This window comes from Streptomyces sp. NPDC053048, assembly GCF_044547045.1.
In the GTDB taxonomy this organism is placed as follows: Bacteria; Actinomycetota; Actinomycetes; order Streptomycetales; family Streptomycetaceae; genus Streptomyces.
Window position 1 is genome coordinate 384,295 of sequence record NZ_JBITZS010000007.1, and the last position, 19,935, is coordinate 404,229.

At 72.9% G+C, this 19,935-nt stretch carries 19 protein-coding genes; 11 read left to right on the forward strand and 8 right to left on the reverse strand.

The features are described from left to right. Positions 1-19 precede the first annotated feature (19 nt). The 4 genes from efeB (at position 20) to ACIG36_RS21140 (ending at position 4,977) form a co-directional block, all read left to right on the forward strand. Positions 20-1,261, forward strand: a complete 1,242-nt coding sequence (gene efeB / locus ACIG36_RS21125) for an iron uptake transporter deferrochelatase/peroxidase subunit (RefSeq protein ID WP_399930107.1) — start codon at positions 20-22, stop codon at positions 1,259-1,261. A gap of 131 nt (positions 1,262-1,392) precedes the next feature. Further along, entirely contained in the window at positions 1,393-2,343 is a 951-nt protein-coding gene (pheA, locus tag ACIG36_RS21130; RefSeq protein WP_399929833.1) for a prephenate dehydratase, read from the forward strand. A 535-nt stretch (positions 2,344-2,878) separates the two neighbouring features. Then, on the forward strand, positions 2,879-4,156 hold the full coding sequence (gene serS / locus ACIG36_RS21135) for a serine--tRNA ligase (protein WP_399929836.1): 1,278 nt from the start codon (positions 2,879-2,881) through the stop codon (positions 4,154-4,156). Continuing rightward, on the forward strand, positions 4,153-4,977 hold the full coding sequence (locus ACIG36_RS21140; protein WP_399929839.1) for an HAD family hydrolase: 825 nt from the start codon (positions 4,153-4,155) through the stop codon (positions 4,975-4,977). The genes serS and ACIG36_RS21140 overlap by 4 nt, the downstream gene beginning before the upstream one ends. Here ACIG36_RS21140 and ACIG36_RS21145 read toward each other — a convergent pair. Then, the gene (locus tag ACIG36_RS21145; protein WP_399930109.1) at positions 4,916-5,608 is read right to left on the reverse strand and encodes a rhomboid-like protein; all 693 of its coding nucleotides are present in this window, start codon (positions 5,606-5,608) and stop codon (positions 4,916-4,918) included. The two genes, ACIG36_RS21140 and ACIG36_RS21145, sit on opposite strands and share 62 nt — an antisense overlap. Before the next feature lie 110 nt (positions 5,609-5,718). Between ACIG36_RS21145 and ACIG36_RS21150 the strand changes: the two genes are divergently transcribed. From ACIG36_RS21150 to ACIG36_RS21160, 3 genes are read left to right on the forward strand one after another with little or no spacing between them, the layout of a single operon-like run. Next, positions 5,719-6,429, forward strand: a complete 711-nt coding sequence (locus ACIG36_RS21150; protein WP_399929842.1) for a FadR/GntR family transcriptional regulator — start codon at positions 5,719-5,721, stop codon at positions 6,427-6,429. A 57-nt stretch (positions 6,430-6,486) separates the two neighbouring features. Beyond that, positions 6,487-7,764 carry a CynX/NimT family MFS transporter gene (locus ACIG36_RS21155; protein ID WP_399929845.1) on the forward strand — a complete coding sequence of 426 codons (1,278 nt, stop codon included), beginning with the start codon at positions 6,487-6,489 and terminating at the stop codon, positions 7,762-7,764. A 52-nt stretch (positions 7,765-7,816) separates the two neighbouring features. Continuing rightward, positions 7,817-8,749: an aminoglycoside phosphotransferase family protein gene (locus tag ACIG36_RS21160; protein ID WP_399929847.1), complete on the forward strand. Its 933-nt coding sequence runs from the start codon at positions 7,817-7,819 to the stop codon at positions 8,747-8,749. Positions 8,750-8,788: 39 nt separating this feature from the next. On the opposite strand, the gene ACIG36_RS21165 is transcribed toward ACIG36_RS21160, so the two are convergent. From ACIG36_RS21165 to ACIG36_RS21180, 4 genes are read right to left on the reverse strand one after another with little or no spacing between them, the layout of a single operon-like run. Further along, positions 8,789-9,508, reverse strand: coding sequence for an ABC transporter permease subunit (locus ACIG36_RS21165; RefSeq protein ID WP_399929850.1), 720 nt, complete (start codon positions 9,506-9,508; stop codon positions 8,789-8,791). An 18-nt stretch (positions 9,509-9,526) separates the two neighbouring features. Beyond that, on the reverse strand, positions 9,527-10,438 hold the full coding sequence (locus ACIG36_RS21170; RefSeq protein ID WP_399929853.1) for an ABC transporter ATP-binding protein: 912 nt from the start codon (positions 10,436-10,438) through the stop codon (positions 9,527-9,529). Continuing rightward, entirely contained in the window at positions 10,435-11,355 is a 921-nt protein-coding gene (locus ACIG36_RS21175; protein ID WP_399929856.1) for an ABC transporter permease, read from the reverse strand. The genes ACIG36_RS21170 and ACIG36_RS21175 overlap by 4 nt, the downstream gene beginning before the upstream one ends. Then, on the reverse strand, positions 11,345-12,412 hold the full coding sequence (locus ACIG36_RS21180; RefSeq protein WP_399930111.1) for an ABC transporter ATP-binding protein: 1,068 nt from the start codon (positions 12,410-12,412) through the stop codon (positions 11,345-11,347). Before ACIG36_RS21180 ends, ACIG36_RS21175 begins: the two co-directional genes overlap by 11 nt. Before the next feature lie 273 nt (positions 12,413-12,685). On the opposite strand from ACIG36_RS21180, the gene ACIG36_RS21185 reads away from it, so the two are divergent. The 4 genes from ACIG36_RS21185 (at position 12,686) to ACIG36_RS21200 (ending at position 17,337) form a co-directional block, all read left to right on the forward strand. After that, the gene (locus ACIG36_RS21185; RefSeq protein ID WP_399930114.1) at positions 12,686-13,531 is read left to right on the forward strand and encodes a M24 family metallopeptidase; all 846 of its coding nucleotides are present in this window, start codon (positions 12,686-12,688) and stop codon (positions 13,529-13,531) included. Beyond that, positions 13,528-15,327, forward strand: coding sequence for an SDR family oxidoreductase (locus ACIG36_RS21190; RefSeq protein WP_399929859.1), 1,800 nt, complete (start codon positions 13,528-13,530; stop codon positions 15,325-15,327). Before ACIG36_RS21185 ends, ACIG36_RS21190 begins: the two co-directional genes overlap by 4 nt. A gap of 88 nt (positions 15,328-15,415) precedes the next feature. Then, positions 15,416-16,324, forward strand: coding sequence for a metal-dependent hydrolase (locus tag ACIG36_RS21195; protein ID WP_399929862.1), 909 nt, complete (start codon positions 15,416-15,418; stop codon positions 16,322-16,324). Between the two features lie 11 nt (positions 16,325-16,335). Then, on the forward strand, positions 16,336-17,337 hold the full coding sequence (locus ACIG36_RS21200) for a MerR family transcriptional regulator (protein WP_399929865.1): 1,002 nt from the start codon (positions 16,336-16,338) through the stop codon (positions 17,335-17,337). Positions 17,338-17,347: 10 nt separating this feature from the next. Here ACIG36_RS21200 and ACIG36_RS21205 read toward each other — a convergent pair whose 3' ends face one another. The 3 genes from ACIG36_RS21205 to ACIG36_RS21215 all read right to left on the reverse strand — a co-directional run bounded on the left by ACIG36_RS21205 (position 17,348) and on the right by ACIG36_RS21215 (position 19,889). Continuing rightward, complete coding sequence (locus ACIG36_RS21205; RefSeq protein WP_399929868.1) at positions 17,348-17,932, reverse strand: hypothetical protein; 585 nt, start codon at positions 17,930-17,932, stop codon at positions 17,348-17,350. Between the two features lie 63 nt (positions 17,933-17,995). Then, positions 17,996-18,898 (reverse strand): zinc metalloprotease HtpX, encoded by a 903-nt coding sequence (htpX, locus tag ACIG36_RS21210; protein ID WP_399929871.1) that lies wholly within the window; start codon positions 18,896-18,898, stop codon positions 17,996-17,998. A gap of 91 nt (positions 18,899-18,989) precedes the next feature. Continuing rightward, positions 18,990-19,889: an LLM class flavin-dependent oxidoreductase gene (locus tag ACIG36_RS21215; protein ID WP_399929874.1), complete on the reverse strand. Its 900-nt coding sequence runs from the start codon at positions 19,887-19,889 to the stop codon at positions 18,990-18,992. Between the last annotated feature and the right edge of the window lie 46 nt (positions 19,890-19,935).

Here is a 19,935-nt window from a genome sequence, read left to right on the forward strand (position 1 = left end):
CGGCGGAACCGCCGGCGACATGCCGGACAGCCCGGCCTCCGTCTCCCGGCGGCGGTTGCTGGGCACCGCGGGGGCCGCCGGTGCGGCCGCACTCGTCGTGGGCGGTGCCGCCGGTGCCGCCGGCGGCGCGGCGGTGCGCGAAGGGCCCGACCCCCTCTCCTCCGTCGGCTCGGGCAGCGTGCCCTTCCACGGCACCCACCAGGCCGGCATCGTCCAGCCCGCGCAGGCGCACGGCCACCTGGTGGCCTTCGACCTCGTGCCGCAGGCCGACCGCAAGGCGGCCGCGGCGCTGCTGCGCCGCTGGTCGGACGCGGCGGCGGAGATGACGCAGGGCAGAGTCCCGCAGGGCGACGAGTCGGGGGTCGCCCTGGACGCGGGGCCGTCGTCCCTGACGATCACCTTCGGCTTCGGCCACTCGTTCTTCGACCGGACGGGGCTGACGGCCAAGCGGCCCACCGCGCTCGACCCGCTGCCCGCCTTCACCGCCGACGCGCTCGACGCCAAGCGCAGCAACGGCGACCTGTGGGTGCAGATCGGCGCGGACGACGCGCTCGTGGCCTTCCACGCGCTGCGGCTGCTGCAGAAGCTGGCGGTGGGCACGGCCAAGCCGCGCTGGCAGATGAACGGCTTCAACCGCACGCCGGGCGCCACCGAGCAGCCGATGACCGGCCGCAATCTGATGGGCCAGATCGACGGTACGAACAACCCGAAGCCGTCGGACGCGAACTTCTCCACGCGGGTCTTCGTGCCGGAGGACCGCTCCGGTGCCGACGCGTGGATGGCGGGCGGCTCGTACGCCGTCTTCCGGCGCATCCGGATGCTGCTCGACAGCTGGGACAACCTGTCGCTGGAACGCCAGGAGAGGGTGATCGGCCGCCGGAAGTCGGACGGCGCCCCCCTGTCGGGCGGTACGGAGAGCACGCGCGCGGACCTCAACAAGGTGGGTCCGGACGGTGTGCTGGCGATCGCGGGCGACGCGCACATCCGGGTGGCCTCGGCGGCGACGAACCGGGGCGCGGCGATGCTGCGGCGCGCGTTCTCGTACCACGACGGCTTCCTGGACGACGGTGCCCCGGACGCCGGGCTGCTGTTCATCGCCTGGCAGGCGGACCCGCTGAAGGGCTTCACGCCGGTGCAGCGCAAGCTCGACCGGGGTGACGGCCTCTCGCGCTTCCTGCGGCACGAGGCGAGCGGCCTGTTCGCGGTGCCGGGCGGCTGCGAGCCGGGCGAGTACGTGGGCCAGCGGCTGCTGGAGGGCTGACCCCTCCGCTCCGGAACGATCACCCGGTGCCCGCCGGCGGCGGCCGGGACCGGTACGGATCCGGCCGTGGCCCGGCCACGGCATGGGTATCGTGGCGGCGAAGCCAAGTGATCGTTCCGGAGGAGAATCGCGTGAGGTCGGCAACCCGCTACACCTACCTCGGCCCGGAGGGCACCTTCACCGAGGCCGCCCTGCGCACCCTGCCGGAGGCGGCGACGCGCGAGCTCGTCCCCATGGTGTCGGTGCCGGCCGCGCTCGACGCGGTGCGCGCCGGCGAGGCCGCCGCCGCGCTGGTGCCGATCGAGAACTCCGTGGAGGGCGGCGTCACCGCGACCCTCGACGAACTCGCGACCGGCGAACCGCTGATGATCTACCGCGAGGTGCTGCTGCCGATCGCCTTCGCGCTGCTGGTGCGGCCCGGCACGCGCATGGAGGACATCAAGACGGTGACGGGCCACCCGGTGGCCCAGCCGCAGGTGCGCAACTGGCTGGCGGCGAACCTGCCGGACGCGGTGTGGGAGTCGTCGGCGTCGAACGCGGACGGGGCGCGCCTGGTGCGCGAGGGCCGCTACGACGCGGCGTTCGCCGGGGAGTTCGCGGCGGCAACGTACGGGCTCGAGCCGCTGGTGACCGACATCCACGACGCGCGGAACGCGCAGACCCGCTTCGTCCTGGCCGGCCGCCCGGCGCGGCCGGCGGCGCGCACGGGCGCGGACCGGACGTCCCTGGTGATGTGGCAGCGCGACGACCACCCGGGCGCCCTGCTGGAGTACCTGCAGGAGTTCGCGGTGCGGGGCGTCAACCTCATGCGGATCGAGTCGCGGCCCACGGGTGAGGGCATGGGGCGCTACTGCTTCTCCGTCGACTGCGAGGGGCACATCAGCGACCGCCGGGTGGCCGAGGCGCTGATGGGGCTCAAGCGGACGTGCGCGAAGGTGCGGTTCCTGGGCTCGTATCCGCGTGCGGGTGTTGACCCGGACGACCGGTCGGGCGCCCCGGGCACGGTGCGCGCGGGGACGTCGGACAGCGATTTCGTGGCGGCGGCGGACTGGCTGGCGCGCTGCCAGGACGGCCGGGCCTGAGCGAACCGCCCGGCCCTGTGGACTTACCCACAGGGTTATCCACAGGCTCGTCTCGACCTGGGGATAAGTCGACACGACCAGGTGTCGACGCTCAGAACGAAACGGTCAAGGTCGACAAATCTCTCTAGCCATCCATCCGACCATCCACAGCCCCGCCCAGCCGTCCACTGCCGCCCGGTCCATCGAAAAGCCTCGAACAACCCTTTAGGGGGAGTGAATACCACCCGAAAGAGCGGGAGAACGAGGTTTGCCCCAAGAAACTCCGGCGAATGACAGAGCAGGCGGAATCCTTCATTCCGACATCCACAGATTTCACGCACACCCTGTGGACAAAGAACCGGAAGCCATTGTTCCTGTGGACAACGAGCCAGGGGCGCCAAGGATCGACCGCTCTGCGCCCCTTTTCCGGAATTTCCGGTGATCGCCTTTCGTTCGTTTCCGCATCGGGCTTTTCCGAATCCCCAAAACAGGACATATCGCCACGGATAGGAATATCGCGTCGAGCGGGCGCGGTGCACGACGGTAGCCTGGAGGGGTGATTGACCTTCGCCTGCTTCGTGAGGACCCCGACCGTGTGCGCGCGTCCCAGCGTGCCCGTGGAGAGGACGTCGACGTCGTCGACGCGCTGCTCTCCGCCGACGAGCGGCGCAGGTCCTCAAGCGTCCGCTTCGACGAGCTCCGTTCCGAGCAGAAGTCGCTCGGCAAGCTCATCCCCAAGGCCTCCGGTGACGAGAAGGCAGAGCTGCTGAAGCGGGCCGGCGAGCTGTCCGCCGCCGTCAAGGCCGCCGACGCCGAGCAGGACGAGGCCGCCGCCGAGGCCCAGCAGCTGCTGCTGCGCATCGGCAACATCGTCCACCCCGACGTGCCGCGCGGCGGCGAGGACGACTTCGTCGTCCTCGAGACCGTCGGCACCCCCCGCGACTTCGCCGCGGAGGGCTTCGAGCCCAAGGACCACCTCGAGCTCGGCCAGGCGCTGGGCGCCATCGACGTCGAGCGCGGCGCCAAGGTCTCCGGCTCGCGCTTCTACTACCTGACGGGCGTCGGCGCGCTGCTCGAGCTCGCCCTCGTCAACGCCGCCATTGCCCAGGCCACCGCCGCCGGCTTCACGCCGGTCCTCACGCCCGCGCTGGTCAAGCCGCGCGCCATGGAGGGCACCGGCTTCCTCGGCCAGGCCGCGCAGGACGTCTACCGCCTCGACAACGACGACCTCTACCTCGTCGGCACCTCCGAGGTCCCCCTCGCCGCGTACCACATGGACGAGATCATCGACGCGGACCAGCTGCCGCTGCGCTACGCGGGCTTCTCCCCGTGCTTCCGCCGCGAGGCCGGTACGTACGGCAAGGACACCCGCGGCATCTTCCGCGTCCACCAGTTCGACAAGGTCGAGATGTTCTCGTACATCGCACCGGAGGACTCCGAGGCCGAGCACGCCCGCCTGCTGGAGTGGGAGAAGCAGTGGCTGACCGCCCTGGAGCTGCCCTACCAGGTGATCGACGTCGCCACGGGTGACCTGGGCTCGTCCGCCTCGCGCAAGTTCGACTGCGAGGCCTGGATCCCCACCCAGGGCAAGTACCGCGAGCTGACCTCGACGTCCAACTGCAACGAGTTCCAGTCCCGCCGCCTGTCCGTACGCATGCGTGACGGCAAGAACGTCCGCCCGCTGGCGACGCTCAACGGCACGCTGTGCGCGGTGCCGCGCACGATCGTGGCGATCCTGGAGAACCACCAGCAGGCCGACGGCTCCGTGCGGGTGCCCGAGGTGCTGCGCCCCTACCTGGGCGGGCGCGAGCTCCTGGAGCCCGTCGCCAAGTGACGGACCAGGTGACGGACCACGACCTGCCGTACCGGCTGATCGCGACCGACCTCGACGGCACGCTGCTGCGCTCCGACCACACGGTCTCGGAGCGCACCCGCGCCGCCCTCGGGCTGGCCACGGCGGCGGGCGCCGCCCACATCGTGGTCACCGGGCGGACGGTCGCCTGGACCCGGCACATCCTCGACGCGCTGGACTACCGGGGCCTGGCGGTCTGCGGCCAGGGCGGACAGGTCTACCACGCCGGTGAGCACCGGCTGCTGACGTCGGTGACGCTGGACCGGCAGCTCGCCGCGCTGGCCGTCGCCAAGATCGAGGCCGAGGTCGGCCCGCTGTACCTGGCCGCCAGCCTCGACGGCATGGACGGCGACGTCCTGGTCGGCCCCGGCTACCGCGTCCAGGACGGGCCCCTGCCGGCCGTCCCGATCACGGACGTGGCCCAGCTGTGGGCGGCGCCCCTGAACAAGCTCTACCTGCAGCACCCCGACCTCGACGACGACGCCCTGGCGGACGTCGCGCGGACGGTCGCGGGCGGCCTGGTGGGCGTGACGATGGCGGGCGCCGGCATCGTCGAACTGCTGCCGCTGGGCCTGAGCAAGGCCACCGGGCTCTCGCTGGCGGCCCGTCGGCTGGGCCTCAAGGCGGCCGGGACGATCGCGTTCGGCGACATGCCCAACGACGTCCCGATGTTCGGCTGGGCCGCACACGGTGTGGCGATGGCCAACGCGCACCCGGAGCTGCGGGCGGTGGCCGACGAGGTCACCGCCTCCAACGAGGACGACGGGATCGCGCTGGTTCTCGAGCGGCTTTTCGGCCGGTAGGCCGGCGCCACGTCGGCCGGCCGCGCGTGAGCGGCCACAGGGCCAGTCCCAGCGCGAGCGCGATCGCGTGGCCGATGTCGGTGTACGTGCCGCCCGTCGTCAGCGGCACGGCGAAGAAGAGCACGGCTCCCGCCAGGTACGCCCAGCGCCACGGCCGGGGCACCCGGTAGGCGAGGACGCCGACCGATCCGGCGAGCCCGTACGAGACGCCGATGTCGACGACGTGCTTCATCGAGCGTGGGGCGGAATGGCTCTCGATGGCCAGCAGCAGGATCTCCTGGCTGATGAGCGTTGCCGCGATGTGGGCGACGGCGACCACGCACAGCCAGCGGGCGGTGCCGAGCCAGCGTTCGACGTTGGCGTGGAAGACCTCGAAGAGCACGGCGTAGAGCAGGAACGAGGACGGGTTCACCATCCAGAAGCCGCTGATCAGCAGCGACTGCAGCGGGTGCTGATCGAGCTCGTGGATGTTGCTGCTGGTGCGGTGCAGCAGGAAGGCCTCCAGCCCCTCGCTGGCCGACGCGATGACGAGGCTGGTGATGCCGATGACGAGCAGCCAGATGTGTGTGCCGGGAGTGGAACGGACCCAGGCACGGACCTGGGCGCGAGTGGCCGACCCCAGCGACCGCATCCCGTCCAGGCTCACCTTTCGACGGTAGCCGGGGGCGCAAGAGGGCGCAGCGGCCGGCGAGGCGAGTTGTAGGATGACTGGGCAACCGGGCGAATCAAGGAGTTACGGCCATGGCCCTTCGTGCGGCGGGACGCCGGTCCCTCGTCGACACCGTCGTGGAACAGCTGCGCGCGCAGGTCGCGGCCGGTGAGTGGCGGGTGGGCGAGCGCATCCCCACCGAGCACGCTCTGGCCGAGCAGCTGCAGGTGGGGCGCAATACGGTCCGCGAGGCCGTCCGCGTGCTCGTGCACGCCGGAATGCTGCGCTCCAGGCAGGGCGAGGGCACCTTCGTGGTCTCCACGGCCGACCCCGGCGAGATCATGCGCGGTCTGCAGCGCGCCGGCGTACGCGATGTGCTGGAGCTGCGCATCGCGCTGGAGGCGGAGGCCGCCCGGCTCGCCGCGCTCCGCCACGAGCCCGCCGACCTGGACCGGATGCGGGCCGCGCTGGACGCGCAGACGGCGTTCGAGGACCCCGACGGCCAGCCCGACTCCGGCAGCCTCGAGCTCTACGCGGACCACGACGTCGAGTTCCACCGGGCCGTCGTGGAAGCCGCGCACAACACCGCGCTGACGGCCGCCTACGCCTGGTTCAGCAGCTCCGTGCGCGAGGCGCTGGTCACCGCGCTCGGCGACCGGGACATGCCGCGCATCATCCACGGGGACCACCACGCCCTGATGGAGGCCATCGCCTCCGGCGACCCGGACGCCGCCGCGCGCGCCGCCCGGACGCTGCTCGAACGCCCCAAGCAGGCCGTCGAGTCGCTGCTCGCGGAAATCTGACGCCCACCACCGACGGCCCCTTCTCACCCCTCATCACCCACTTTGGAGAGCACCCCCATGCCGGAATCGAGGCCGTCCGCACCACTGATCGACACGAAGCCGGAGGGGAAGAGACCGGCTCCCGGCCCGGCGCCCGCCGCCGCGCGCCGGGGCCCGCGCGCCCACCCGGCGCTGGTCATGCTCGGCATCGTGCTGGCCTCGCTCAACATGCGGGCCGCGCTCGCCGGGGTCTCGCCCCTGATGGGCGAGATCGGCGACCACTTCCACCTGGCCGCCGCCGCGAGCAGCCTGGTGACCACGATTCCGCTGGTGTTCATGGGCCTGGGCTCGATCGTCGCGCCCCGCCTCGCCCGGCGCTGGGGCACCGAGGCCGTGCTGTGCGGCGCGCTCGTCCTGCTGGGCTGCGGCATCCTGCTGCGCGTCGCCCCGCCGGTCGTCGCCCTCTTCGTCGGCTGCGCGCTCGTGGGCACCGCGATAGCCCTGCTGAACGTGCTGATGCCCGGCCTGGTCAAGCGGGACTTCCCGGACCGGGCCGCGAGCATGACCGCGCTGTACTCCACCACGCTGATCCTCGGCGCCACCGGCGCGGCCGCCTCGTCCGTACCGCTGGAGCACGCCCTCGGCGGCTGGCAGGGCTCCCTCGCCTCCTGGGCGCTGCTCGCGGCCGTCGCGGCCCTGGTGTGGCTCCCGCAGGCCGTCCTCGCCCGGCGGGGACGGGACGGCGGCGCACCGGCCGCCGCGCCCCGCCAGGACGCCACGGCGGGCCCGGACCTCCTGCGCTCGCCCATCGCCTGGCAGGTCACGCTGATGATGGGCACTCAGTCGCTCATCGCCTACGTGTGCATCGCCTGGATGCCGACGGTCTTCACCGACAACGGCATGAGCAGGAACGAGGCCGGCATGGTCTACGCGTTCTACACGCTGGTGCAGATGGCCGGTTCGTTCGTCGTGCCGCTGCTCGCCGGGCGGATGCGCGACCAGCGGCTGCCGGCCGCCGGTGTGGTGCTGCTGATGGCGGCGGGCGTCACCGGCCTGCTGACCGCTCCGGTGGCCGGGGCGTGGGTCTGGGCGACACTGATGGGCGTAGCCCAGGGCGGCCTGCTCGGCCTCGCGCTGACGCTGATGGTGCTGCGCACGCGCGACGCCCACACGGCCTCGCGGCTGTCGGGCATGGCACAGACGTGGGGCTACCTCCTCGCCTCCGTCGGTCCGTTCGCGATCGGTGCCGTGCACCAGGCGACGGACAGCTGGACGCTGCCGATCGCCTTGCTGCTCGTGGCCTGCGCGGCGCTGTTCCTGCTCGGGCTGGGCGCCGGGCGCGACCGGAAGATCTGAGGCGCCGGTACACGTTGAGGACGTGTACCGACGCCACAGGAGGAGTCGCCGCATGCGCACCGCACCCCGGATCACGGTCCCGGCCGGCCTGATCGCGAACCACGACGACATGCCGGAGGGGGAAGGCGGACCGGAGTGGATCGCCGGGCTGCCGGACCTGGCGGCGCGCTTCCTGGACCGGTGGGGGCTGCGGCTCGACGGGCCGGGCGCGCACGGTGCGGTGGCGCTCGTCCTGCCCGTACGCCGCGAGGACGGCTCCCCCGCGGCCCTGAAGCTGCAGCCGGTCACCGAGGAGAGCGTGGGGGAGCCGCACGCGCTGGACGCGTGGGGCGGCGCCGGCGCGGTCGCCCTCCTCGACCACGACGCGGCGACCGGCACGCTGCTGCTGGAGCGGCTGGACTCCGGCCGCTCGCTGATGGACGTCCCGGACGTGGACTCCGCGCTGCTGACCATCAGCGAGCTGCTGGGGCGCCTGCAGCGGTCCCCCGCCCCCGCCGGGATGCGCCGCCTGGGGGACGTTGCGGAGGCGATGCTCGCCGACGTCCCGGAGGCGCTCGCGGAGTTGACCGGGGCGGACGACCGGCGGCTGCTGGCCTCGTGCGCCGCGGCCGTGCGGGACGTCGCCGGCGAGCCGGGCGACCGTCTGCTGCACTGGGACCTGCACTACGAGAACGTCCTCGCCCCGCTGCCGGGGTCCGACCGCGAGCCGTGGCTCGCGATCGACCCCAAGCCGCTGGTCGGCGACCCCGGCTTCGACCTGCTGCCGGCGATCGGCGACCGCTGGGACGAGGTGGTCGCGACGGGCGACGTGGAGCGGGCCGTACGCCGCCGGTTCGACCTGATGACGGACGCCCTGGGGCTGGACCGGCGGCGGGCGGCGTGCTGGACGCTGGCCAGGGTGCTGCAGGACTCCCTGTGGGACGTCGAGGACGGGGAGAGCGCGCTCCAGCCGCGGCTGATCGCCGTCGCGCGGGCACTGCTGTGAGGCGAATCCGGGGGGCCGGGCTCCGGCCCCCCGGACCCGTTACTCCTCGCCCGCGAGCGTGAGCGTGCGGAGCTTGCGGGCGGCGAACCACGTCGCGCCGATGGTGGCGCCCAGCAGCAGGGTCGCGCCCAGCGGCAGGCCGACGTCCGCCGTGATCGCACCCTCCCCGGCGATCTTCTGGGCCAGGGCCAGCGCCCACTGCTGCACGCTGAGGGTGCGGGCACCGGCCACGAGGCTGCCGAAGAGCGACTCCCACACCAGGGCGTAGACCAGGCCGGCCACGACCGCGTGCCGGGTGACGGTGCCCAGCAGCAGGAAGATCGCGCTGTAGGCGACGGACGCCACGGCGGCGGCGACCGCGTAGGCCACCGCGATCTGCTGACTGTTGCCGTTGAGGATGAAGCCGGCCAGCAGCGTGGGGATCGCGGAGAAGGCGACGGTGACGCCGATCGCGACGACCAGCTTGGTGATGATGATGGTCGTCCGGTCGATGGGCTTGGCCAGGAGGTAGACGACCGATCCGTCGTCGATCTCCGGGCCGATGGCGCCCGTACCGGCGATGACGCCGATCAGCGGCACCATCGTGGCGAGCGCGAAGCCGCCCAGGACGGTGGTGGCCGTCTCGTCGTCGGCGCCCGTCAGCACGCGGATGGCGGCCGAGATGACGAGCAGCAGGGCCGGCAGCGCGAAGAGGACGAGGGCCCGGCGCCGGCCGAGGAGACCCCGGTAGGTGAGCCGGGCGACAGTCGGGTTGTACATGGGCTGTTACCGGTCCCTTCAGGCCGCGACGAGGTAGGAGAACACCGATTCCAGGGACTCGTCCGAGGGCGAGACCGTCAGGAGCCGGATGCCGTGCGCGCGGGCGACGCGCGGCAGGAGTTCGGTGAAGCGGCCGAAGTCGACGGCCTGGACGCGCAGGACGCCTTCCCGCACGTCCACCTCGATGCCGGACGTCGAGGGGTCGGCGATCAGCGCGGCGGCCAGGGCGCGGTCGTCGCTGGAGCGCACGAGGTAGCGGTGCGGGCGGTCCGTCATCAGGCGGCGGATCTTGCGGAAGTCGCCGGAGGCGGCGTGCCGTCCGGCGACGACGACCTCGATGTGGGCGGCCAGTTGCTCGACCTCCTCCAGGATGTGGGAGGAGAACAGCACCGTGCGGCCGTCGGCGCCCATGGCCCGCAGCAGGTCCATCAGCTGCATCCGCTGGCGGGGGTCCATGCCGTTGAAGGGCTCGTCCAGCAGCAGCACGGACGGCTCGTGGACGAGGGCGGAGGCCATCTTGACGCGCTGCCGCATGCCCTTGCTGTACGTGGAGATCTTGCGGTCCTGCGCGTACTCCATCTCGACGGTGGCGAGCGCCCGCTGGGCCTCCGCGCCGCCCAGGCCGTGCAGTTCGGCGTTGGCCAGGACGAACTCGCGGCCGGTCAGGAAGTCGTACATCGCCTCCCGCTCGGGGACGACGCCGATGTGGCGGTAGACGCCCTCGTTGCGCCAGATGGTCTGCCCGTCGAGGGTGACGGTGCCGGCGGAGGGGGCGAGGAAGCCGCCCATCATGTTGATGAGGGTGGACTTCCCGGCGCCGTTGGGGCCGAGCAGGCCGGTGACTCCGGGACCGATCGTCATGGAGACGTCGTTGACGGCGACCACGTTGCCGAACCAGCGCGAGACGTTGTCGATGCGAATGCTTGTCACAGCCCGGCCTTTCGGTAGCGGCGCATCAGCAGCCCGTACGAGCCGGCGATCAGGGCGAGGACGACGAGGAGGTAGACGGTGCCCGTGCCCGCCCCTGGTCCGTGGCCGCCGGGGAAGGCCGTGCGGGCGGACAGGAAGGCGGTCTGGACGCCGTCGACGAGGGTGATGGGCGAGAAGAGGCCCAGCCACTCGACGGCCGTGGTGTTGTCGCCGGCCAGGGCGATGTTCTGGACGGTGCTGACGGCTCCGTAGGAGATGGTGAACACGGCGATCACGGCGGCGACGCCGAAGCCCCGGCGCGGGGTGAGCGCCGCGACCACCAGGCCGATGCCGGCGAAGAGCAGGGAGAGCAGGGCCACGGAGACCAGTCCTTGTGCGAAGCCCTTGGTCTGGGCGGCGAATCCCATCTTGGCGAGCAGCGCGCCCGCGTAGAGGATCAGCAGGGGCGTGGCGGTCAGGACGAACATCGCCGAGGCCATCGCGGCGAACTTGGCCGTCACGTAGTCGACGCGCTCGATCGGCCGCGAGAAGTACAGCGGCACGGTCCTGAACCGCAGGTCCCGCGAGACCGACTGCGGCGCCTGCGCGGCGAGGTAGAGGCCGATGACCAGCTGCAGCCAGATGGCGTAACGGGTGTAGTCCACCGGCAGCTTGTTCATCTTCGTGGTGACGGCGACGGCCACGGTGATCGCGGCCGGCAGGCACATCACGCCGAGGAGGACCATCGGCAGCACCTTGGACTTCGCCGAGCGGCCCAGGCCGTAGGCGCCGCGCAGGCTCTGGGAGTACAGCGAGCGGCGGGCGTAGCCGCGGCCCAGACGGGGGCCGTCGTAGGTGCGGTAGCCGATGTTGTGGATGACGTCCTGGGCGGCCGGCGGCCGACCGGACGTCGCGGTGGTGCCGGTCTCAGGCGGCATCGGACGTGCCTTTCTTCTGCTGCTCGCGCGGCGTGCCGGGAGCCGTGCGCCAATCGGCGCCCCAGGCCGGTGCGGGGGCGGTGGTGTCGTCGTCGCGGAAGACCTCGGCGATGCGGTGGCGGCGCTGTTCCATACGGACCAGGCCGAGGCCGAGGCCGGCGACGGCGTCGCGGACGAGGTCGTAGGTGCTCTCGCCGGCCACGTCGACCAGCAGCTCGCGGCCGGAGGCCGGCGAGCCGTCGGCGGCGCGGCCCGCGCGCCGGGTGGTCAGCCCCGCCCCGGCGAGGGCGGCGAGCAGCGCGCTGGTGCCGTCCGGGCAGGCGTCGGTGTCGGTGACCTCGACGGCGAGGGAGCCCGTGGCCTGGGTGAACTCGTCGGTGGACGAGGAGCGCAGGAGGCGGCCGCCGTCGATGACGACGACGTGGTCGCAGGTGCGCTCGAGCTCGCCGAGCAGGTGCGAGGTGACCAGGACCGAGATGCCGAAGTCGCTGTGGACGCGCCGGATGAGCCCGAGCATCTCGTCCCGGCCGACGGGGTCGAGGCCGTTGGTGGGCTCGTCCAGGAGCACCAGTTTGGGGTCGTGGACGAGTGCCTGGGCCAGCTTGACCCGCTGCTTCATGCCCGTGGAGTAACCGCCCATGGGGCGGTAGCGCTCCTCGTAGAGGCCGACGTGCCGCAGCGTGTCCGCGGTGCGCTCGCGCGCGGCGGCGGGCGGCAGGCCGGACATCCGCGCCATGTGGACCACGAACTCGGTGGCGGAGACGTCGGGCGGGAGGCAGTCGTGCTCGGGCATGTAGCCGACGTTCTCGCGGATCTCGGCGCCCCGGGTGGCGACGTCGAGGCCCAGCACCTCGGCCCGGCCCTCGGTGGCCGGGGAGAGCCCGAGCAGGATCTTGATCAGCGTGGACTTGCCGGCTCCGTTCGCGCCCACCAGACCGGTGACCCCCGGCGTGATGTCGACGGAGAGCCGGTCGAGAGCGGTCACCCGGGGGAACCGCTTGCTGAGGCTTTCGGTGGCGATCACAGTCACACCTTCGACGGTAGTGGCGCGGACCACAGCGGTCGTCAGACCAGACGGCTGGATGTCCGTAGTCCTCGGGTCTGACACGCCCGTAGGGGATGGGGCCGAAGGGACGAGGGGAAGGCTCCGGGACTGGGGTGGCCGGTGGGGTGGTGGGTGGGGCCGGCGGGGCGGCGGGTGGTGGGCGGTCGGGGCGGGCGGCGGTTTTCCACAGGGTGTGCGGTGACCCTTGACGCCGCCTCCGGACATTGTCACAGTCACCCATGTCAACTTGCGGGCATGGCTGGGGCCTTGGTCGGAGGGATGAGCATGACGACTGGCGTGCCGGACGAGGCCGATCTGCACGGTTTCCGGGAGGTGCAACGCCTGGCCTACGCGTGCGCGGAGGCGGTCGCGGCGCGGCTCGTGCCGGGGGTGACCGAGCGGGAGGCCGCCCGGATGCAGCGGGAGTGGCTGCGCGAGCGCGGCGTGCGCGACTGGTTCCATCTGCCGTTCGCCTGGTTCGGCGACCGCACGGCCTTCGCGGGGTTCCGGATACCGCTGCAGTTCTTCCCCACGGGGCGGCGCCTGGAGCCGGGGATGCCGTTCATCCTCGACCTGGCCCCCCTGCACGGCGGCTTCACGGCCGACGTCGGCTACGCGGGCTGCCTGGGGCCGAACCCGCTGCACGACCGGATGGCGGCCGACCTCGAGGAGCACCGCGCGCTGATCCTGCGCGAGGTCCGCGAGCGCCGCCCGCTGCGGGAGATCTACGAGGACGTGGACCGGCTCATGGTCCGCCAGGGCTACGCCAACCGGCACCGCGCCTACCCGTTCGGGGTGATCGCGCACAAGGTGGGCCGCGTCCGCGAGCGCCGCTTCGCGCCGCACCTGTTCGGGTTCGGCACCCGGGCGCTGCGGGGCCTGGCGTCGGACGCCGTGCACGGGCACCGGGAGGGCTGGTCGCCGCTGTGGAGCCCGTACCGCTTCTCCGACCACCCGCCGCGGCCGGGCCTGTGGGCGGTCGAGCCCCACCTGGGCTTCCGGGGGACGGGCGTGAAGTTCGAGGAGCTCCTGGTGGTGACCGACTCGAGGGATCCGCAGGAGAGCGCTTTCTGGCTGGACGACGATCTGCCGCATGTGCGGCGCTGGCGGGAGGAGAGGGCGGCGGCATGAGCGGGGACGCGGCGGGAATCGAGGGGGCGCGCGAGCGCCGGGTGCGCACGGGCGGGGTCGACCTGTGCGTGGTGGAGCTGGGCGACGCCCGGCAGCCGACGGTGGTGCTGCTGCACGGCTACCCCGACAGCAAGGAGGTCTGGTCCGAGGTGGCCGGGCGGCTGCGGGACCGCTTCCACGTGGTGCTCTACGACGTGCGCGGCCACGGCCGCTCCACGGCCCCGCTCCCGCTGCGCGGCGGGTTCACGCTGGAGAAGCTGACGGACGACTTCCTGGCGGTGGCGGACGCGGTGAGCCCCGGCGCGCCGGTGCACCTGGTGGGGCACGACTGGGGGTCGGTGCAGGGCTGGGAGTTCGTGACCGTGGCGCGCACCGAGGGCCGCGTCGCGTCGTTCACCTCGATCTCGGGGCCGTCCCTGGACCATCTGGGGCACTGGGTGAAGGAGCGGGTGAGCCGGCCCACCCCACGCCGCGCGCTGCAGGTCCTCGGCCAGGGCGCCCGCTCCTGGTACGTGTACGCGCTGCACACGCCCGGCCTGCCGGAGGCGGCCTGGCGCGGGCCCCTGGGCAAGCGCTGGCCCGCCATGCTGGAGCGGCTGGAGAAGCTGCCCCCGGGCGTCTCCGGAGGCTACCCGACCGCCTCGCTGCCGGGCGACGCCGCGCACGGCGCCTGGCTGTACCGGGACAACGTCCGTGCCAGGGCGCTGCGTCCCCGCACCGACGCCTACGCCCACGTGCCGGTGCAGCTGATCACGCCCACCGGTGACGCCTATCTGTCGCAACGGCTCTACGACGACCTGGAGCGGTGGGCGCCGCGCCTGGTGCGGCGCACGCTGGCCGCCAAGCACTGGGTGCCGCGCACCCGGCCGGACCAGGTGGCGGCCTGGATCGGCGAGTTCGTCACCGCCCAGGGCGACGCCGAGCGGGCGGGCACGGCGGTGGCCCCGCCACCGGCGGCGCGGAGCCCGTACGCCGAGCGGTTCGGGGGGCGGCTGGTGCTGGTGACGGGGGCGGCGAGCGGCATCGGCCGGGCCACGGCGTTCGCGTTCGCGGAGGCCGGGGCACGGGTCGTGGCCGTCGACCGGGACGCGGCGGGCGCGGCGCGCACGGCCGAGCTGGCCCGCCTGACCGGGGCGCCCCAGGCCTGGGGCGAGTGCTGCGACGTGTCGGACGAAGGCGCGATGGAGAAGCTGGCCGTCAAGGTCGCCGCCGAGTACGGGGTGGTGGACGTGCTGGTCAACAATGCCGGAATCGGGCTGGGCGGCACGTTCATGGACACGACGGCGGAGGAGTGGAAGAAGGTCCTCGACGTCAATCTGTGGGGCGTCATCCACGGCTGCCGGATCTTCGGCCGGCAGATGGCCGAGCGCGGTCAGGGCGGCCACATCGTCAACACCGCCTCCGCCGCGGCCTTCCAGCCGTCCAGGACGCTCGCCGCCTACAGCACGTCCAAGGCGGCCGTGCTGATGCTCAGCGAGTGCCTGCGCGCCGAACTGGCGGGCCAGGGCATCGGCGTGACCGCCATCTGCCCCGGTGTCGTCAACACCGGCATCGTCGCCGCCACCCGCTTCGCGGGCCTGGATCAGGAGGAGGAGCGGCACCGCCGGGAGAAGGTCGGACGCGCCTACGTCAGGCGCAACTACCCGCCGGAGAAGGTCGCCGACGCGATCCTGCGGGCCGTGCTCCTCGACCGGGCCGTGGTGCCGGTGGCGCCCGAGGCCCACGCCCTGCGCTTCGTCTCGCGTTTCGCGCCCCGGCTGCGGCGCACGATCGCACGGCTCGATCCCCCGCTGTAGACCCGCCCGCACGTTCTGCTGCGGCTTCGCAAGTGCTTGCCGCTTCACAGTGCTTGCCGCTTCACAAGTGCTACGGAGGAGACCCACGATGACCGACAGCCACCACTACCGAATAGCCCCGCGGCGGGTGTCGTTCGACTGGCGCGACACGCCGCTGCACTGGATACCGGACGAGCCCACCGCCACCCACGTCATCAACGTCCTGCACCTGCTGCTGCCGGCGGGCGAACGCTGGTTCGTCAAGGTCTTCAAGGAGGCCCTGCCGCTGGTGCGGGACGAGCGGCTGCTGGCGGACGTCAAGGGGTTCATGGGCCAGGAGTCCACCCACAGCGTGCAGCACTCCTATGTGCTGACGCACCTCGCCACCCAGGGCCTGGACACCGGCCCCTACCTCCGGCGGGTGGACTTCCTCTTCGACGTCCTGCTCGGCGAGAAGCCCCCGTTCGGCATGCCGGTGAGCGAACGCGAGTGGCTGCGCTTCCGGCTGTCGGTGATAGCGGCGGTCGAGCAGTTCACCGCCGTGCTCGGCGACTGGGCACTGCGGGAGGACGGCCTGGACCACGCCGGACCGGACCCGGTGATGCTGGACCTGCTGCGCTGGCACGGCGCCGAGGAGGTCGAACACCGCTCCGTGGCCTTCGACATGTACCAGCACTGCGGCGGCGACGACCCCGGCCGCTACGCCCGCCGGCTGCTGGGCATGGCGGTCACCGCGCCATGGCTGATGTACCTGTGGTCCACGGGCGCCGCCTATCTGATCCGGCACGACCCCCGCCTGGCGGGCCGGATGCGCTACACGCTGCGCGCGCACAACCGTGCGGTCGGCAAGGCGCTGCTGCCCACCTGGCGGGAGCTCGGCGCGGCCGTCCCCCGCTACTTCCGGCGGTCGTACCATCCCTCCCAGGAGGGGTCGCTGCGCAGGGCCGTCGACTATCTGGCGACCTCACCGGCGGCACGGGCCGCGGCGGGAGCGATGGGCCGCGCGGCCATCTCGTAAGGAGCGACCCCTTGACCGACGTCGACCACCGGACCGACCACCGGACCGATCAACAGGCCGGCCACCGGGCCGAGTACCGGATCGAGGACCTGGCGCACCGCAGCGGCGCCACGGTCCGCACGATCCGCGCCTACCAGGACCGCGGGCTGCTGCCCAAGCCGGAGCGGCGCGGCCGGGCGAACGTCTACCGCGACACCCACCTGGAACGGCTGCGCCGGATCTCCGGCCTCCTCGACCGCGGCTACACCCTGGCCAGCATCAAGGAGCTGCTGGAGGCCTGGGACGCGGGGCGCGGGCTCGGCGGAGTGCTGGGGCTGGTCGCCGAGATCGACGGGCCGTGGACGGACGAGGAGCCGGGCCGGATCACCCGCGCCGAGCTGGCCGGGCGGTTCGGCGGCGGGCCGGACGACGCGGCCGTCGAGGAGGCGGTGGAACTGGGTGTGCTGGTGCGGCTGCCGTCCGCGCCCGACGAGTTCCTGGTGCCCAGCCCCCAGGAACTGGCCGTCGCGGCCGAGCTGCACGCCGCGGGGGTGCCCCTGCACGCCATATCGGGGCACCTGCGCGAACTGCGCGTCCAGGTCGAGCACATCGCCGCCAGCTTCCTGGACTTCACCACCGAGCACGTCTTCCACCAGTACCTGGACCACCCGCCGAGCGACGAGGAGGCAGCCGAGGCCGCCTCCCTCGTACGGCGCCTGCGGCCGCTCGCGCAGCAGACGGTGGACGCCGAACTGGCCCGCGCCATGCGCACCTTGGCCACCCGCTACCTGCGCGACCGGCTGGGCGCGGTGACGGCGGCCGTGGACGACGACGTGCCGGGCGAAGGCGCCGGACGGGCCGGCACCGGGCGCCCCTGCCCGCCGGCGCGCGAACATGTCGCGCTGCCCGCCGGGACGGTGGAGGACGTGCGGGCGCTCGTGGGCCCGGAGAACACCGCGGCGTTCATCCGCGCCGCCACCGAGCGCGAGGTGCGGGCCCGCACCATGGACGGGCTCGTCCGCGGCCGGCCGTGAGGCCCGTCGTTCACAGTCCGGGAGCGCCCCACACCGGGAACCAGCGACCCAGGTCCTTCTCGATCCGCAGCTCGCCGTCCAGCAGCCCTCTCACCTGCAGCTCCAGCCCGTTGTCCCGCCGGTCGGCCGCGCCCGGCAGCGGGGCGAAGGGATAGAACGTGCCGCGCTTGTAGAGGTAGACGATCGCGAGGGGACGCTGCCCGGCGTCGCGGAAACCCATCAGCGAGCAGAGCAGCTGCGGCCCGAAACCGCCCTCCCGCAGCAGGGTGTTCACCGCGTGCAGGTCGTTGACCAGCGCGGCGGTGTCCTCCGCCGGCTGCCGGGCGAGCAGCCAGGTGTAGCCGTAGGGGTCCTGGCCGAACTCCACCGGCACCCCGCCCCGCCCGGTATCGGCGTCCAGCAGGGCGCGGACGTCCTGCCGCACCCGGTCGAACGCCCCGCCCTCGACACTGGCGAAGCACACCGACCCCAGGCCGGTCGGGACGAACCCGGCGCCCGCCTGCAGGGTGAGGGCGGCGGACGGCAGCGCGAAGAGCTGGTCGAGGTCCGGGGGGACCGGCTTGCTGCGGCCGAGGATGACGTCCAGGAAACCCACGGGCGGTGACTCCTCTCGTCCGGGAGCGGTCGGTGGGACGGACCGGCGGGCGGGGACGGCGGCTCAGGGGCGGCCGAGCCGCGCCGAAATCCTGCCCAGCTGGTCCAGGCGCTGCTCGAGCGTCGGGTGCGAGGACAGCAGCCGGCTCAGGGTCTCCCCGGAGAAGGCCGGCGCGAAGTAGAAGGCGTTGAACGGCTCGGCCTGACGCAGGTCGCGCGTGGGGATGCGGGCCATCTCGCCGGTGACCTTGGTCAGTGCGGAGGCGAGTGCCGAGGGGCGGCCGGTCAGCAGGGCGGCCGCCCGGTCGGCCGACAGCTCGCGGTAGCGGGAGAGCATCCGGGTCAGCAGGAAGCTGATGGCATAGACCACGGCGCTGATCAGGGGAATCAGCACCAGCAGCACGGCGGTGTTGTTGTCGCGGCCGCCCACCCGGCGGAAGCCGCCCCACAGCCCGACGCGGGTGATGATCCCGGCCAGGACGCCCAGGAAGGACGCGATGGTCATGACCGCGACGTCGCGGTGGGCGACGTGGGAGAGCTCGTGGGCCAGCACGCCCTCGAGTTCCTGGGGCTCCAGCCGGCGCAGCAGGCCGGTCGTCGCGCACACGAGGGCGTTGCGGCGGTTGCGTCCGGTGGCGAAGGCGTTGGGCACGTCGCTGTCGGCTATCGCCACCCTGGGCTTGGGCATGTCGGCCAGCGCGCAGAGCCGGTCGACGGCGCCGTGCAGCTCGGGCGCCTCCTGCGGGGTGACCTCGCGGGCGCCCATGCCGAAGGCCGCGATCCGGTCGCTGAACCAGAACTGGGCGACGAACACGCCGCCCGCCAGCAGCAGGATGACGGGCCAGGACCCGCGCAGCAGCGCCACGAGCACGCCCACGAAGACCACGTACAGCAGCCCGATGAAGAACATCGTGCTGACCATGCGGGTGGTCAGCCCCCGGTCGGGGGCGAATCGGGTGCCTTGCACGGCGCACCTCCAGGGCTCCGCGGGCGGCGCGCCCGCAGCAGGGCCTCTCTCCCGATTCTCCCTCCGACGCCGCCGCGCGGCCGGAAAGCCGTCAGGGCAGCTGCGCGAGCGCCTCCGTGGCGATCTTCTCGAAGACGGCGACGTCCGCCTCGAACATGGAACCGGCGATCGGCCAGTGCACGACGATCTCGTCGATGCCCAGCTCGGCGTGTGCCCCGGCGAAGTCGACGAAGGCGTCGAAGGACTCCAGCGGCCGCTCCGGGGCGAAGCCCGTGAGCAGCACCTTCCGCAGCTCCGCGACGTCCCGGCCCGTCTCGGCGCATATGGTGCCCAGGCGCTCGATCTGGCCGCCGATGGCCGCCCGGGACTGCTCGGGGGTGCCGGTCTCGTGCAGCTTGGGGTCGCCCGTGGTCACCCAGGCCTGGCCGTGCCGGGCCGCGAGGCGCATGCCGCGGGGGCCGGTGGCGGCGATGGCGAAGGGCAGCCGGGGGCGCTGCACACAGCCGGGGATGTTGCGCACCTCGTGGGCCGAGTAGTGCTCGCCCTCGTGGGAGACGACGTCCTCGGTCAGCAGCCGGTCCAGCAGCGGGACGAACTCGGCGAAGCGGTCGGCGCGCTGCCGGGGCGTCCAGGGGTCCCGCCCGCCGGGCAGCAGCGCCGTGGCGTCGAAACCGGAGCCGCCGGCGCCGATGCCCAGCGTGACGCGGCCGCCGGAGATGTCGTCCAGCGAGATGAGCTCCTTGGCGAGCGTCACCGGGTGCCGGAAGTTCGGGGAGGTCACCAGCGTGCCCAGGCGCATGCGGGAGGTGACGCCCGCCGCCGCCGTCAGCGTCGGGATCGCGCCGAACCAGGGCCCGTCGCGGAAGGTGCGCCAGGACAGGTGGTCGTAGGTGTACGCGGTGTGGAAGCCCAGCTCCTCGGCGCGCTGCCAGGTCTCGCTGCCGCCCTCGGACCAGCGGCGGTCGGGAAGGATCACGGTGCTCAGTCGCATGGCCCCGAGCCTAGGGTGTGCCTCCGACAAACGATCGAAGAGGCGG